This window comes from Pseudomonas fluorescens, assembly GCF_002837185.1.
Lineage (GTDB): Bacteria > Pseudomonadota > Gammaproteobacteria > Pseudomonadales > Pseudomonadaceae > Aquipseudomonas > Aquipseudomonas fluorescens_AM.
Map to the genome: position 1 here is coordinate 56409 of NZ_KZ477990.1, position 14085 is coordinate 70493.

Sequence of the window (14085 nt, forward strand, 5' to 3'; positions counted from 1 at the left end):
GATTCTACCTACTTTTGCCTCACATTAACCGAGCAAAGCACGACCATGATGGCGCAAATGGTCGTCAATGAAGCTGGCGATAAAGAAGTAGCTGTGGTCATAGCCAGGTTGCAGGCGCAGTTCCAGCGGATGGCCGGCGGCCCTGGCCGCTTGCTGCAGGGCCTCGGGCTTGAGCTGCACGGCGAGGAAATCGTCGCGATCGCCCTGATCCACCAACAGCGGCAACTGTTCCGAGGCTTCGCTGATCAACACGCAGGCATCCCATTCACGCCACTTCGAGCGCTCCTCTCCCAGGTAACGGGAGAAGGCTTTCTGGCCCCAGGGACAATCCATCGGATTGTTGATCGGCGAAAACGCCGACACCGATTGGTAGCGTCCCGGGTTGCGCAGCGCGCACACCAGCGCACCATGCCCGCCCATCGAGTGACCGCTGATGCCGCGTTTATCCGAGGCCGGGAAATGCGCTTCCACCAAAGCCGGCAACTCCTGCACCACGTAGTCATGCATCCGATAGTGCTTGGCCCAGGGTTCCTGGGTGGCGTTCAGATAGAAACCGGCACCGAGGCCAAAATCCCAGGCGTTGTCCGGATCGTCCGGCACACCGGGACCTCGGGGGCTGGTATCCGGCGCCACGATGATCAAGCCCAGCTCGGCGGCCAGGCGCTGGGCGCCGGCCTTCTGCATGAAGTTTTCGTCGGTGCAGGTGAGGCCGGACAGCCAATACAGCACCGGCAGCTTGCCGCCCTGCTCCGCTTGCGGCGGCAGGTAGACCGCGAAGGTCATGTCACAATCGAGCACATCGGAGTGGTGCTTATAGCGTTTGTGCCAGCCGCCGAAGCTTTTCTGGCAGGAAATATTTTCCAGGGGCATGGGAATTCTCCCAGCTGCAAGTTGCAAGCTTCAAGCGGCAAGAAGGCGTACAGCCACTTGCAGCTTGAAGCTTGTCACTTACCGCTGCTTCAGAAATGGATGACGGTACGAATGCTCTTGCCTTCATGCATCAGATCAAACGCCTTGTTGATGTCTTCCAGGCCCATGGTGTGGGTGATGAAGGTATCCAGCGGGATCTCGCCGGTCTGGGCCATGTCCACGTAGCTTGGCAATTCGCTGCGTCCGCGCACGCCGCCGAATGCGGACCCGCGCCAGACGCGACCGGTCACCAGCTGGAAAGGACGGGTGGAAATTTCCTGGCCGGCGCCGGCCACACCGATGATCACCGACTCACCCCAACCTTTGTGGCAGCACTCCAGAGCCGCACGCATCAGTTGAACATTGCCGATGCATTCGAAGGAAAAGTCCACACCGCCATCGGTCAAATCGACAATCACGTCCTGGATCGGACGGTCATAGTCTTTCGGGTTGATGCAGTCGGTAGCGCCCAGTTGCTTGGCGATTTCGAATTTGGCCGGGTTGATGTCGATGGCAATAATGCGCCCCGCCTTGGCTTTCACCGCGCCAATCACCGCCGACAGACCGATACCGCCCAAGCCGAAGATGGCCACGGTGTCGCCCGGCTTGACCTTGGCGGTGTTGAGCACCGCACCGATACCGGTGGTGACGCCACAACCGAGCAGGCAGACTTTTTCCAGCGGCGCTTGCTTGGAAATCTTGGCCACGGAGATCTCAGGCAGCACGGTGTACTCGGAAAACGTCGAGGTACCCATGTAGTGGAAAATCGGCTCGCCTTTGTAGGAGAAACGCGTGGTGCCGTCAGGCATCAAGCCTTTGCCCTGGGTCGAACGAATGGCCTGGCACAGGTTGGTCTTGCCTGACAGACAGAATTTGCACTTGCCGCATTCCGGGGTGTACAGCGGAATCACATGATCACCAACGGCAACCGAGGTCACGCCTTCACCAATGGCCTCGACCACTGCACCGCCTTCATGACCAAGAATCGACGGGAAGATGCCTTCCGGGTCCGCACCCGACAGCGTGTAGGCGTCGGTGTGACACACACCGGACGCGACCACGCGCAACAGCACTTCGCCGGCCTTGGGCATGGCGACATCGACTTCCACAATCTCAAGGGGTTTCTTGGCTTCGAAGGCTACGGCGGCGCGGGACTTGATCATCCGGGTTTCTCCATGGAGTTGAAAATTGATGGAAGGAGTGTAAACCATGGCTTATTGATTAATAATCCAGGCAAAAGCAAAACATTATTGCCGCATAGGGACAATCATCGTGTTGGAAAATCGCTGGGAAGGCATCGATGAATTCGTCGCCGTGGCCGAATGCAGCCAGTTCACGGCGGCGGCCGAGCGCCTGGGGGTATCGTCGTCCCATATCAGCCGCCAGGTGGCACGCCTGGAAGAACGCCTGCAAACGCGCCTGCTGTATCGCAGTACGCGCAAGGTCACACTGACCGAAGCGGGCCAGACCTTCCTGCAACACTGCCAACGCTTGCAGGATGGTCGCGAAGAAGCCTTGCGCGCAGTGGGCGACCTCACCAGTGAACCCAAGGGCATGTTGCGCATGACCTGCGCCGTGGCCTATGGCGAGCGATTTATCGTGCCCCTCGTCACAAGGTTCATGGCGCTCTATCCGCAGTTGCGGGTCGATATCGAGCTGAGCAACCGCCAGTTGGACCTGGTGCACGAAGGGCTCGACCTGGCGATTCGCCTCGGGCGCCTGCAAGACTCACGCATGGTCGCCAGTCGCCTCGCCCCTCGGCGCATGTACCTGTGCGCGTCGCCTTCCTACCTCGAACGCTATGGCCGGCCACATAGCTTGTCGGAATTGAGTCGGCACAACTGCCTGATCGGCAGTTCGGATATCTGGCAACTGGCCCAGGATGGGCGGGAGTTTTCCCAGCGCGTGCAGGGAAATTGGCGCTGCAACAGTGGGCAAGCGGTGCTGGACGCGGCGCTGCAAGGCGTAGGGATATGCCAGTTGCCGGACTATTATGTGCTGGAGCATTTGCACAGTGGCGCGCTGGTATCGTTGCTGGAAGCTCATCAGCCGCCGAATACGGCGGTGTGGGCGCTGTACCCACAGCAGCGGCATTTATCGCCCAAGGTCAGGAACCTGGTGGACTTTCTCAAAGAGGGCCTGGGTGACAATCCGGTCTACCGACCATAAACAGCTACCGCTCACCCAACGCCTGATTGCCGGTAAATAGTCATTTTTACTGCACATTCAGGCAAGCCATGACAGCCAACGCCCCCCAACTGCAACGCATCAATCATTTTGTCCGCAAGGTGCTGGCCGACTTCCCGGTACCCGCAGAAATCGCCGCCCAATTACTGCGCGAGCGTTTGCAAGCCTTCAGCCAGGAACAACTGGACCCGGACAACACCTACCTGACCACCATCGATTACAACACCGACAAACCCAACTCAGGCTATACCGGGGTGGTCGTCCAATCCATGAGCCTGACCGAGGCCATGATCAACAACGCACCACATGCCCCTGGCGGCATTCTCAACACCACCGGTTTTTCCGCCATCGCGCCGTACTTCAACATTGTCAGTGAACTGCCGCGCCTGATGGATAACCGCATCCCGGAAATGTTCAACGAAGAGTTCATCACCTCCGGCTGGATCCCGCCCAGACGGTATGAGGCGCTGTATCGACAGAGTGAGCCGCAAGTCTACAACCCGAGCACCCAACTGGACATCGCCCCCTCCACGCTCAGAAACATCATTGACACCAGCCAGTTCGAACAAGCCTACGACACAGCAATCACACAGTTCTGGAGCAAACACCGGGATAACTACAACACCCTGATCCGCATCGCGTTCACCCGGGCTTACCTGGAACAGTTCGAGGAGTTCACCCTTACCGCGGCAGAACGGCTACTGGCGGCGCGAGCGGCAGGCTTGGGCGCCAACAAGGACTATAGCAATCTGACCCTTGAAGACCTGCAGGCGCCCTACCTACTCGATAAAAACCTGTCGCTGCGCCTGCTGCGCATTCATCAGGCCGAAGCCACCGACATCCTGACGATCACTGACAATCAGAGCCAGATCACCCTGCTGTATATTTCGGGAAACTCTTCGCCCTTCCATGGCTTCAACTCCCCGGCGGATATGCGCAAGGCACTGGTGAGCGTGGCAAAAGATCCGACCCAGCGCAAAGCTCTGGTCAACCACTTTGAACCGGACGCCATCGACTCCGGCCTGATCTACAGCGGCGTCGAGGAAGCGCTGATCGGCATGGCGCTGTACCCGAAACCGGCCAACCCTGCCGGTTTTTTCAATAGCCTGTTGCACAACGGCTATTGGGACCCCGAGCAGTACATAAATAACCCGATGTACCCGGCACTGAACAGCAACCCCTTTGAATTCATGGCGAGGCAGATCAGAGCGCGCATTGCAAAAATGGCGGCAAAAACAATTGTCTCGCCCTTGGACACCTTCAAAGCCGACACCCTCGATGCCATGGAAAAAGCCTGCCTGCTGGCGATCCCCGTAGCGCTGACGATGGGGACCGCATTGCTGGCAGAGTTCTGTTTCGTAATCTCGGGTATGACCGACATGGTCATTGGTGCCGACGACCTGTTCAAAGGCAAACCACACGCCATGGAACGCATCGTATTTGGCGTGCTCAATGCGATTCCGGCGGTAATCCACGGCATTCCCACAGGTGCCGACAACCTTGAAAGCCTGCGCCCGACCTTAGGCAAGGCTGCACGTGATAACGAGGGCCAGATCAGTGTCACGGTTATAAACGACGCCACTGCGTCGCCCCCCACCAAGACTCGCCCCCTGGCCACCGCCCCCTCCCCCAGTGGCTTGCAGACCATCAAGATTCAGGGCGAGGTGTTCCTGACTTACAAGACACCGAATGCCTGGGGCTCTTTTGAACTCTTTGTGACAGACCCCAAAGCCCCCCAGAGAATCCAGGCCACCGGCCTCTACGCCATCCAAAGTGCAGACCTCAACTGGCGGCGAGCGGGGTTGGCCGGCGGCGGAGCCTTTCGCAATGCCTGGCAACGGATTTACAACGCATTCGGCGGCGAGCAGCACCCGAGTTTCTTCAGCCTTTACCAGATACCGCCGCCCCAGCGCGACACCCTCTCGAGCATGCTCACCGACATCAGCTCGTTTTCGGAGGACCTCGAACCTGTTGGCGAGGGCGCAGAGTCGATCAAGGAAACCCGGCGAGTATTCTTCGAGAAGCGCGACAAATTGCAGAAGGATTCGGCCACGTTCTTTAATGACCTGGCACTGTCGCCCATGCAGCCAGTGCTGCCCAGGCTCAGCCTGAACGCCCCTCAACAGACCATTATCGAGACATTGCTGCACGCCAGTGACGGCCTGGTTATCGGTGAAAGCCACGGGGCAGAATCGAGCAAGGCCTTTCTGATCGACAACATGCCACTGCTCGCCAGCCTCGGCGTGAAACGCATCTACTTCGAACATTTGCTGACGGATGTGCACGTTCCGTTGCTGAAGGCGTTTTACCGCTCCAAGACCGTACCAATGGCCGATGAGCTGAAAAACTACCTCAACGGGATCTACCCGCCCCTGCACAATAACTATTACTCATTCGCCAATATCGTCATCAAAGCGCGTGACGCGGGGATCAAGATCCAGCCGATAGACTGCACCGTGAGCTACATTCTTCGCGACTTGCCAGACCGGGGCGGCACCTTGCGTCAGCGGATGATGAACTTCTATGCCACCGAAATAATCCAGTGGATCCAGACGACCAAGCGTCGTCCGGGAAAATGGGTGGCACTGGTGGGCGACAGCCATACCAACACTTACAAGGACGTGCCCGGGCTAGCCGAACTCACCGGCAGCATCGGCTTGCGGATCGAAGATGCCGGGGCCGGCCAAAGCCTGGGGATCCAAGCCGATTCCGGACGCACCGCCAGTCTGGGGATCGCCAGGGGCGAAGGCACGGTCAAGGCCAACCTGCTCTTGCGCGTTAACACCGCCGACTTGCAGCACTCGGTGCAAACACTTCCTGGCCCCGGCATCTAATCAGGTTGGGTGCCCGCAAACACGGCCAACCAAACCTGGACAGTTCATGCTCACCCAGGACACGACCCGCACGGTATCGCACATTCACTATCGCTCGCGACGCGCGGGGAGCTGCGTAATTTCAGGATTCATCAACAGGGGGGCCACTACCTGATCAACGTGACCGGCGGGCAGTCGACGAGACACCCTTGGAGAGCATTCAAGCATTGGTGAACGCGCTGAACACCCAGGCCGGGCAGGAGCAGGTCAGTGGCTGATGCTCAGGGCGCTTGATAAGTGCGGCGCTGGCGCAGCCATTCGAGGTCTTCGGGGCGGGTGACCTTGATGTTGTCCGCACGCCCTTCTACCAGCCGCGGCGCCTGGCCGGACCACTCCATGGCCGAGGCTTCGTCGGTGATCAAGGCATCGGCGACCAGGCTGTCGGCCAAGGCGCGGTGCAAGGCGCCCAGGCGAAACATCTGCGGCGTATACGCCTGCCAGATCAGGCTGCGGTCGACGGTTTCCACCACGCGGCCGTGTTTGTCGACGCGCTTGAGCGTGTCGCGAGCCGGCACCGCCAGCAGGCCACCCACTGGATCATCGGCCAATTCAGCCAGGAGTTTATCGAGATCATCACGGCTCAGGTTAGGCCGCGCCGCGTCGTGCACCAACACCCAGTCGTCATCACTGGCGCCCAGGGCGTTGAGCTGCAGCAGCGCGTTGAGCACCGAGCCCGAGCGTTCCGAGCCGCCGTCCGCACGCTGGATACGCGGGTCAGTGGCGCACGCCAGGCTGGGCCAATAAGGATCGTCGACAGCAAGACTGACCACCAGGCCCTTGAGCGATGGGTGGTCGAGAAAACAACCGAGGCTGTGTTCGAGAATAGTGCGTCCGCCCAGTTGCAGGTATTGCTTGGGACGGTCCGCGGCCATACGGGCACCGACGCCCGCGGCAGGAATCACGGCCCAGAAGGCCGGTAAATCAGCGTTCATTGGGCCAACTGGTAGAGGGTCTCGCCCTCCTTGACCATGCCCAACTCATGGCGAGCCCGCTCTTCGACGGTCTCCGTACCTTTTTTCAGCTCCAGCACTTCAGCATCGAGGACGCGGTTGCGCTCCAGCAGACGTTCGTTTTCGGCGTGCTGGTCGGCAATTTGCTGGGTCAGCTCTTCCACCTGCGCAAAGCTGCCATTACCGACCCATAGGCGGTACTGCAGGCCAGCCAGCAACAAGAGCAAGACGAGGAACAACCAATTGGGACTGCGCATCGAAATCCGGGTATCCAGTGAAAAAAGACAGTCATGCAAACCTTTTGCAGCAACTGATAGCACGAAGCCTGGAAAAACCAGGCTTGTGCTTGTCAGTCAGCAGATTAGCGCCGAAATGCCCACTGTCGTGAGATTTCCGACGCAATCCGCCGACTTTTTACCATTTACTGCTTAGCCGCGAAACTCGCCGCGACCGTTGTACTTGGCTTTACCCGCCAATTGCTCTTCGATGCGCAGCAATTGGTTGTACTTGGAAACGCGGTCGGAACGGCACAGGGAACCGGTCTTGATCTGGCCCGCCGAAGTGCCCACGGCCAGGTCGGCAATGGTGGAATCTTCGGTTTCGCCGGAGCGGTGGGAGATCACGGCAGTGTAGCCCGCAGCCTTGGCCATCTGGATGGCTTCCAGGGTTTCGGTCAAGGTGCCGATCTGGTTGAACTTGATCAGGATCGAGTTGGCGATCTTCTTGTCGATGCCCTCTTTCAGGATCTTGGTGTTGGTCACGAACAGGTCGTCGCCCACCAACTGGATTTTCTCGCCGATCTTGTCGGTGAGGATTTTCCAGCCGTCCCAGTCGGACTCGTCCAGGCCGTCTTCGATCGAGATGATCGGGTAGCGCTCGGTCAGGCCTTTGAGGTAGTCGGCGAAACCTTCGGAGTTGAACACCTGGCCTTCGCCGGACAGGTTGTATTTGCCGTCCTCAAAGAATTCGCTGGCAGCGCAGTCCAGGGCCAGGGTCACGTCGGTGCCCAGCTTGTAGCCGGCGTTGGCCACGGCTTCGGAGATCACTTTCAGTGCATCTTCGTTGGAGGCCAGGTTCGGCGCGAAACCACCTTCGTCACCCACGGCAGTGCTCAGGCCACGGGCCTTCAGTACAGCCTTGAGGTGATGGAAGATCTCGGTGCCCATGCGCAGGCCTTCGGAGAAGGTCTTGGCGCCCACTGGCTGCACCATGAATTCCTGGATGTCGACGTTGTTATCAGCGTGCTCGCCACCGTTGATGATGTTCATCATCGGCACCGGCATCGAGTACACGCCCGGGGTGCCGTTCAGGTTGGCGATGTGCGCGTACAACGGCAGGTCCTGGTCCTGGGCAGCAGCCTTGGCGGCGGCCAGGGATACGGCGAGGATCGCATTGGCGCCGAGGCTGCCTTTGTTTTCGGTGCCGTCGAGCTTGATCATCGCGTGGTCCAGGGCTTTCTGGTCCAGCGGGTCCTTGCCCAGTAGCAGGTCGCGGATCGGGCCGTTGATGTTGGCTAACGCCTTGAGTACACCCTTGCCCAGGTAACGGCTCTTGTCGCCATCACGCAGTTCCAGCGCTTCACGGGAACCTGTGGAAGCACCGGACGGCGCGCAGGCGCTGCCGATGATGCCGTTATCGAGAAGCACGTCGGCTTCGACGGTTGGGTTGCCACGGGAGTCGAGAACTTCACGACCTTTGATGTCGACGATTTTTGCCATTGTTGTAAACACTCCAAAGTTGACGAAAACGACGCAGCTGAAGGAAATCTTTTGACCGACCGCAAGGGTGGAACAACAGGGCAGGCTTGCAGACGACAAGGCTCAGGCCAGGGGCCTGAGCATAAAGCGTGGGAAATTCTACCGGAGAAACGCCGCTTACGCGGTTTCTACCGTCGGAAAACTCTTGACCAGCTCGTCCAACTGCTTGAGCTGGGCCAGGAACGGCTCCAGCTTGTCCAGGCGCAAGGCACAGGGGCCGTCGCACTTGGCGTTGTCCGGGTCCGGGTGGGCTTCCAGGAACAGGCCGGCCAGGGACTGGCTCATGCCCGCCTTGGCCAGGTCGGTGACCTGGGCACGACGCCCACCGGCGGAATCCGAGCGACCACCGGGCATTTGCAGCGCGTGGGTCACGTCGAAGAACACCGGGTATTCGAACTGTTTCATGATGCCGAAACCGAGCATGTCCACCACGAGGTTGTTGTAGCCGAAGCTCGAACCACGCTCGCAGAGGATCAACTGGTCGTTACCTGCCTCCACGCATTTGCTCAGGATATGCTTCATTTCCTGAGGTGCGAGGAACTGGGCTTTCTTTATATTGATCACAGCGCCGGTCCTGGCCATCGCGACAACCAGGTCGGTCTGGCGCGACAGAAAGGCCGGCAGCTGGATGATGTCGCACACCTCGGCAACCACGGCAGCCTGCTCAGGCTCGTGGACGTCGGTGATGATCGGCACGCCGAAGGCTTGCTTGATGTCCTGGAAGATCCGCATGCCTTCTTCAAGGCCCGGGCCGCGATAGGAGGTCACGGACGAACGGTTGGCCTTGTCGAAGCTGGCCTTGAACACGTAAGGGATACCCAGTTTCTGGGTAACCCGCACGTACTCTTCACAGACCTGCATCGCCATGTCGCGGCTTTCCAGTACGTTCATGCCGCCGAACAGCACCATGGGCTTGTCGTTGGCAATTTCGATGTCGCCTACGCGAATGATCTTCTGGGCCATCAGGGTTATGCCTTCTTCTGATGTTGCGTCAGTGCAGCTTTGACGAAACCGCTGAACAACGGATGACCGTCGCGCGGCGTCGAGGTGAACTCAGGGTGGAACTGGCAGGCCACGAACCACGGGTGATCCGGCGCCTCGACCACTTCAACCAACGCGCCATCACCGGAGCGACCGGAGATTTTCAGGCCGGCGTTCATGATTTTCGGCAGCAAATTGTTGTTCACTTCGTAGCGATGACGGTGACGCTCGACGATCACGTCCTTGCCGTAGCAATCGTGAACCAGGGAACCCGGTTCCAGCAGGCAGTCCTGTGCGCCAAGGCGCATGGTGCCGCCCAGGTCGGAGCTTTCGGTACGGGTTTCGACGGCGCCGGTGGCGTCTTCCCATTCGGTGATCAGGCCCACGACCGGATGGCCGCTGGTGTGATCGAACTCGGTGGAGTTGGCGTCTTTCCAGCCCATCACGTTACGGGCGAATTCGATAACGGCCACTTGCATGCCCAGGCAGATACCCAGGTAAGGCACCTTGTTCTCGCGAGCGTATTGCACGGCAGTGATCTTGCCTTCCACGCCGCGCAGGCCGAAACCGCCGGGAACCAGGATCGCATCCACGCCTTCAAGCAGCGCGGTGCCCTGATTCTCGATGTCTTCGGAATCAATGTAGCGCAGGTTGACCTTGGTACGGTTGCTGATGCCGGCATGACTCATCGCTTCGATCAGCGACTTGTACGCATCCAGCAGTTCCATGTACTTGCCGACCATGGCGATGGTGACTTCGTGCTCAGGGTTGAGCTTGGCGTCGACCACGGCCTCCCACTCGGACAGGTCCGCGCCGTTGCACTGCAGGCCGAAGCGCTCGACCACAAAATCGTCCAGGCCTTGCGAATGCAGGATGCCCGGGATCTTGTAGATGGTGTCGGCGTCTTCCAGGGCAATCACCGCACGTTCTTCAACGTTGGTGAACTGCGCGATCTTGCGACGCGAGGAAATATCGATCGGGTGGTCGGAGCGGCACACCAGCACATCCGGCTGCAGACCGATGGAACGCAGTTCCTTGACCGAGTGCTGGGTAGGCTTGGTTTTGGTTTCGCCGGCGGTCGCGATGTAGGGCACCAATGTCAGGTGCATCAGCATTGCGCGCTTGGCACCGACTTCGAAACGCAACTGGCGGATGGCTTCGAGGAACGGTTGGGATTCGATGTCACCCACGGTGCCACCGATCTCGACCATCGCCACGTCGGCATCGCCCGCGCCCTTGATGATGCGGCGTTTGATTTCGTCGGTGATGTGCGGGATCACCTGGATGGTTGCACCCAGGTAGTCACCACGACGCTCCTTGCGCAGCACGTGCTCGTAGACACGGCCGGTGGTGAAGTTGTTGTTCTGGGTCATGGTCGTGCGGATGAACCGCTCGTAGTGGCCCAGGTCCAGGTCGGTCTCGGCGCCGTCATGCGTGACGAACACTTCACCGTGCTGGAACGGGCTCATGGTGCCCGGGTCGACGTTGATGTACGGGTCCAGCTTGAGCATGGTGACTTTAAGCCCCCGCGCCTCCAGGATGGCCGCCAATGAAGCGGAGGCAATGCCTTTCCCCAATGAAGAAACAACACCGCCCGTGACGAATATGTAGCGCGTCATGAAAAACCCTAGAAGTCTGCGTTAAAGCGGTCCGAGCCGCCGGGGAAAGCGAAGAGAGGCCGAAGCCCCCGATCACCTGCATTAATCACAGTGCACCTTTCAAAAAAACCGCCGCGTTGTGACAGACCAGCAATGGAACACCGGTACGTTGATCGCTACACATTTTTTGGAATCGCCCAGCAAAGACTGCTTGGTAATCGGCAACTGCTGCGATTCAGGCGAATCCACAGAAGTTGTATCAAGAAGGGAGCGTAGTCTACCGGAAAGGCGCTATCAGCTCAAACCTTGATCGCAGGTCTGTGGCAACCAATGTAATTGCCAGCCATCCGACGAGCCGCGCCATAACCCCGCAAGCGTTGGCACAGCCAGCAATCGCTCGCCCCGATACAGCAGCGGCAATCTGCCACGGACGAACCCGGGCACACCACACTCATTGAACAGACGCTTCAGGTCGCGTCGGCCGCGACCTGGCACTTCGATGATTTCGCCACCCTGCCGATAGCGGACCTCCAGCGGACCTCCAGGCACCTCGCCGATCAGTTTCAACCGACCGTTTCCAGGTAACTCGAGTGTTTTTTGCGCATCGGGCCAGCTCACCGATGCGTCGGAAAATTCCGACCACATAAAGGGCAACCACCAGATGCGCTCGCCACAGCGGTGCAACTCGCCGTCGGCCAGACGCCATACCGACTGTGCATCACCCTTGGCATCGCGCAGGGAAAACCAGCCGGCCCAGTGCTCGCTGTCGGGTAGGCGGGTCAGTGGCGCCAGCCAATGGCGCAGTGCGTTGCGCTGACGGGCGTCGGAAAGCTCGCGCAAGGGCGCAAGAAGCAAAGAGCGCAAAGGCAACCAGGGAAACGGTGAGGGTTGATCGGCGCGCTGCTGGTCCATAACGGCCAGCTCATCGAGCAAACCCTGGGCTTCTCCCAAATGCCCAGCCGTGCGGGCCAGGCTTGAAACCACGTGCGGCCAGCGCTGCGCCAGCCCTGGGAAGACATGGTGCCGAAGATAATTACGGGAGAAGCGTGGATCGGCGTTCGAAGGGTCTTCGATCCACTTCAAGTGATGTTCGTGGGCGTAGGCCTGCAGCTCGACACGCCCGACATCCAGCAGCGGGCGCACCAGATGACCTGCCGCCAACGTACGATGCGCAGGCATTGCGGCAAGCCCACGCACGCCCGCACCGCGCAGCAGGCGGAACAACAGGGTTTCGGCTTGATCGTCGCGATGTTGACCGGTGAGCAACACCTCCCCTGCCCCGATCACCCCGGCGAAGGCCAGATAACGTGCGTCACGAGCCGCGCGCTCAAGGCTGGCACCGGGTTGTACCTGCACGCGCAGGATGCGCAAGGGCACGCCGAGGCTGTCGCAGACCGACTGGCAATGAGCGGGCCACGCATCGGCGGCCGCTTGCAGGCCATGATGAACATGCACGGGACTGAGCGGCGGAAGCGCTTCGGTTTTTGCCAGGGAGGCCAGAAGGTGCAGCAGGACGGTGGAATCCAGGCCACCGGAGAATGCGATGTGCCAGGCCGGGGCATTGCGCCAGGGGGCCAGGGTTTTCAGAAGTCGGGCCGGCAGGATTGATTTCATCACAGGTTACCGCCGCAAATCTGAAATACGTTCGTCAAGCATACACAAAGCAAATGTGGGAGGGGGCGTGCCCCCGATAGCCGTGTGTCAGTCACCCGATACGGTGACTGATACTCGGCAATCGGGAGCAAGCCCCCTCCCACATCAAGTTACGGCGTCGACTTAAAGGCCGTAACTCATCAAACGCTCATAACGACGAGCCAGCAGCGCTTCGTTATCCAGCTTCTTGAGCATCGCCAGTTGCGAGCCCAGTTCGGCACGGATGGTTGCGGCAGCGGCAGCCGGGTCACGGTGTGCGCCGCCCAGTGGCTCGGCGATCACTTTGTCCACGATCCCCAGGCCTTTGAGGCGATCAGCGGTGATGCCCATGGCTTCAGCTGCGTCCGGCGCCTTTTCAGCGGTTTTCCACAGGATCGAAGCGCAACCTTCCGGCGAAATCACCGCGTAGGTCGAATATTGCAGCATGTTCAGCTGGTCGCACACGCCAATGGCCAACGCACCGCCGGAACCGCCTTCACCGATCACAGTCGCGATAATCGGGGTTTTCAGGCGCGCCATGACGCGCAGGTTCCAGGCAATCGCCTCGCTCTGGTTGCGCTCTTCGGCGTCGATCCCAGGGTAGGCACCCGGCGTGTCGATGAAGGTCAGGATCGGCATCTTGAAGCGTTCGGCCATTTCCATCAGGCGGCACGCCTTGCGGTAGCCTTCCGGACGTGGCATGCCGAAGTTGCGACGCACTTTTTCGCGCACTTCACGGCCTTTCTGATGGCCGATCACCATTACCGGCTGGTCGTCCAGGCGAGCGATACCGCCCACGATAGCCGCGTCGTCCGAGAAGTGGCGGTCGCCATGCAGCTCGTCGAATTCGGTGAAAATGTGCTGAATGTAGTCCAGGGTGTACGGACGGCGCGGGTGGCGGGCCAGGCGCGCGATCTGCCAGCTGGTCAGCTTGCCGAAGATGTCTTCGGTGAGCGTGCTGCTCTTGTCTTGCAGGCGGGCGATCTCATCGCCGATGTTCAGCGAATTATCGTTGCCGACCAGGCGCAGCTCTTCGATCTTGGCTTGCAGGTCAGCGATCGGCTGTTCGAAATCAAGAAAATTCGGGTTCATAAGCGTCCGTCTTGGGTCGACGGCCAAGGAGTGCCTGGCCAGCCGGTTGTCTATTCGCGCCCTACCTTAAGGGAGAGGCGCGGTTAGGTCGAGATTAAATGTTCAG

11 protein-coding genes are annotated in these 14085 nt (G+C 59.7%); 2 read left to right on the forward strand and 9 right to left on the reverse strand.

Going from position 1 to position 14085, the window contains the following annotated elements:
- Positions 1-24: 24 nt before the first annotated feature.
- A complete protein-coding gene (gene fghA, locus CIB54_RS07520) occupies positions 25-870 on the reverse strand; it encodes an S-formylglutathione hydrolase (RefSeq protein WP_101219343.1) in 846 nt (281 codons plus the stop codon).
- An 89-nt stretch (positions 871-959) separates the two neighbouring features.
- Positions 960-2072 carry an S-(hydroxymethyl)glutathione dehydrogenase/class III alcohol dehydrogenase gene (locus CIB54_RS07525; protein WP_065951949.1) on the reverse strand — a complete coding sequence of 371 codons (1113 nt, stop codon included), beginning with the start codon at positions 2070-2072 and terminating at the stop codon, positions 960-962.
- Between the two features lie 109 nt (positions 2073-2181).
- On the opposite strand from CIB54_RS07525, the gene CIB54_RS07530 reads away from it, so the two are divergent.
- Together CIB54_RS07530 and CIB54_RS07535 are read left to right on the forward strand one after the other, a co-directional pair.
- On the forward strand, positions 2182-3078 hold the full coding sequence (locus CIB54_RS07530; protein WP_101219345.1) for a LysR substrate-binding domain-containing protein: 897 nt from the start codon (positions 2182-2184) through the stop codon (positions 3076-3078).
- 68 nt (positions 3079-3146) lie between these two features.
- Positions 3147-5930 carry a membrane-targeted effector domain-containing toxin gene (locus CIB54_RS07535; RefSeq protein WP_232790534.1) on the forward strand — a complete coding sequence of 928 codons (2784 nt, stop codon included), beginning with the start codon at positions 3147-3149 and terminating at the stop codon, positions 5928-5930.
- Positions 5931-6190: 260 nt separating this feature from the next.
- Here CIB54_RS07535 and ispD read toward each other — a convergent pair whose 3' ends face one another.
- The 7 genes from ispD to CIB54_RS07570 form a co-directional block, all read right to left on the reverse strand.
- Positions 6191-6901 (reverse strand): 2-C-methyl-D-erythritol 4-phosphate cytidylyltransferase, encoded by a 711-nt coding sequence (gene ispD, locus CIB54_RS07540; RefSeq protein ID WP_101219347.1) that lies wholly within the window; start codon positions 6899-6901, stop codon positions 6191-6193.
- Positions 6898-7176, reverse strand: a complete 279-nt coding sequence (gene ftsB, locus CIB54_RS07545) for a cell division protein FtsB (protein ID WP_057723188.1) — start codon at positions 7174-7176, stop codon at positions 6898-6900. The genes ispD and ftsB overlap by 4 nt, the downstream gene beginning before the upstream one ends.
- A gap of 171 nt (positions 7177-7347) precedes the next feature.
- The gene (eno, locus tag CIB54_RS07550; RefSeq protein ID WP_065951946.1) at positions 7348-8637 is read right to left on the reverse strand and encodes a phosphopyruvate hydratase; all 1290 of its coding nucleotides are present in this window, start codon (positions 8635-8637) and stop codon (positions 7348-7350) included.
- Between the two features lie 156 nt (positions 8638-8793).
- Positions 8794-9639, reverse strand: coding sequence for a 3-deoxy-8-phosphooctulonate synthase (gene kdsA / locus CIB54_RS07555; protein ID WP_065886101.1), 846 nt, complete (start codon positions 9637-9639; stop codon positions 8794-8796).
- Between the two features lie 5 nt (positions 9640-9644).
- Entirely contained in the window at positions 9645-11276 is a 1632-nt protein-coding gene (locus CIB54_RS07560; protein ID WP_065951944.1) for a CTP synthase, read from the reverse strand.
- 273 nt (positions 11277-11549) lie between these two features.
- Complete coding sequence (tilS, locus tag CIB54_RS07565; protein WP_101219349.1) at positions 11550-12869, reverse strand: tRNA lysidine(34) synthetase TilS; 1320 nt, start codon at positions 12867-12869, stop codon at positions 11550-11552.
- 162 nt (positions 12870-13031) lie between these two features.
- Positions 13032-13979, reverse strand: coding sequence for an acetyl-CoA carboxylase carboxyltransferase subunit alpha (locus tag CIB54_RS07570; RefSeq protein WP_016976871.1), 948 nt, complete (start codon positions 13977-13979; stop codon positions 13032-13034).
- Between the last annotated feature and the right edge of the window lie 106 nt (positions 13980-14085).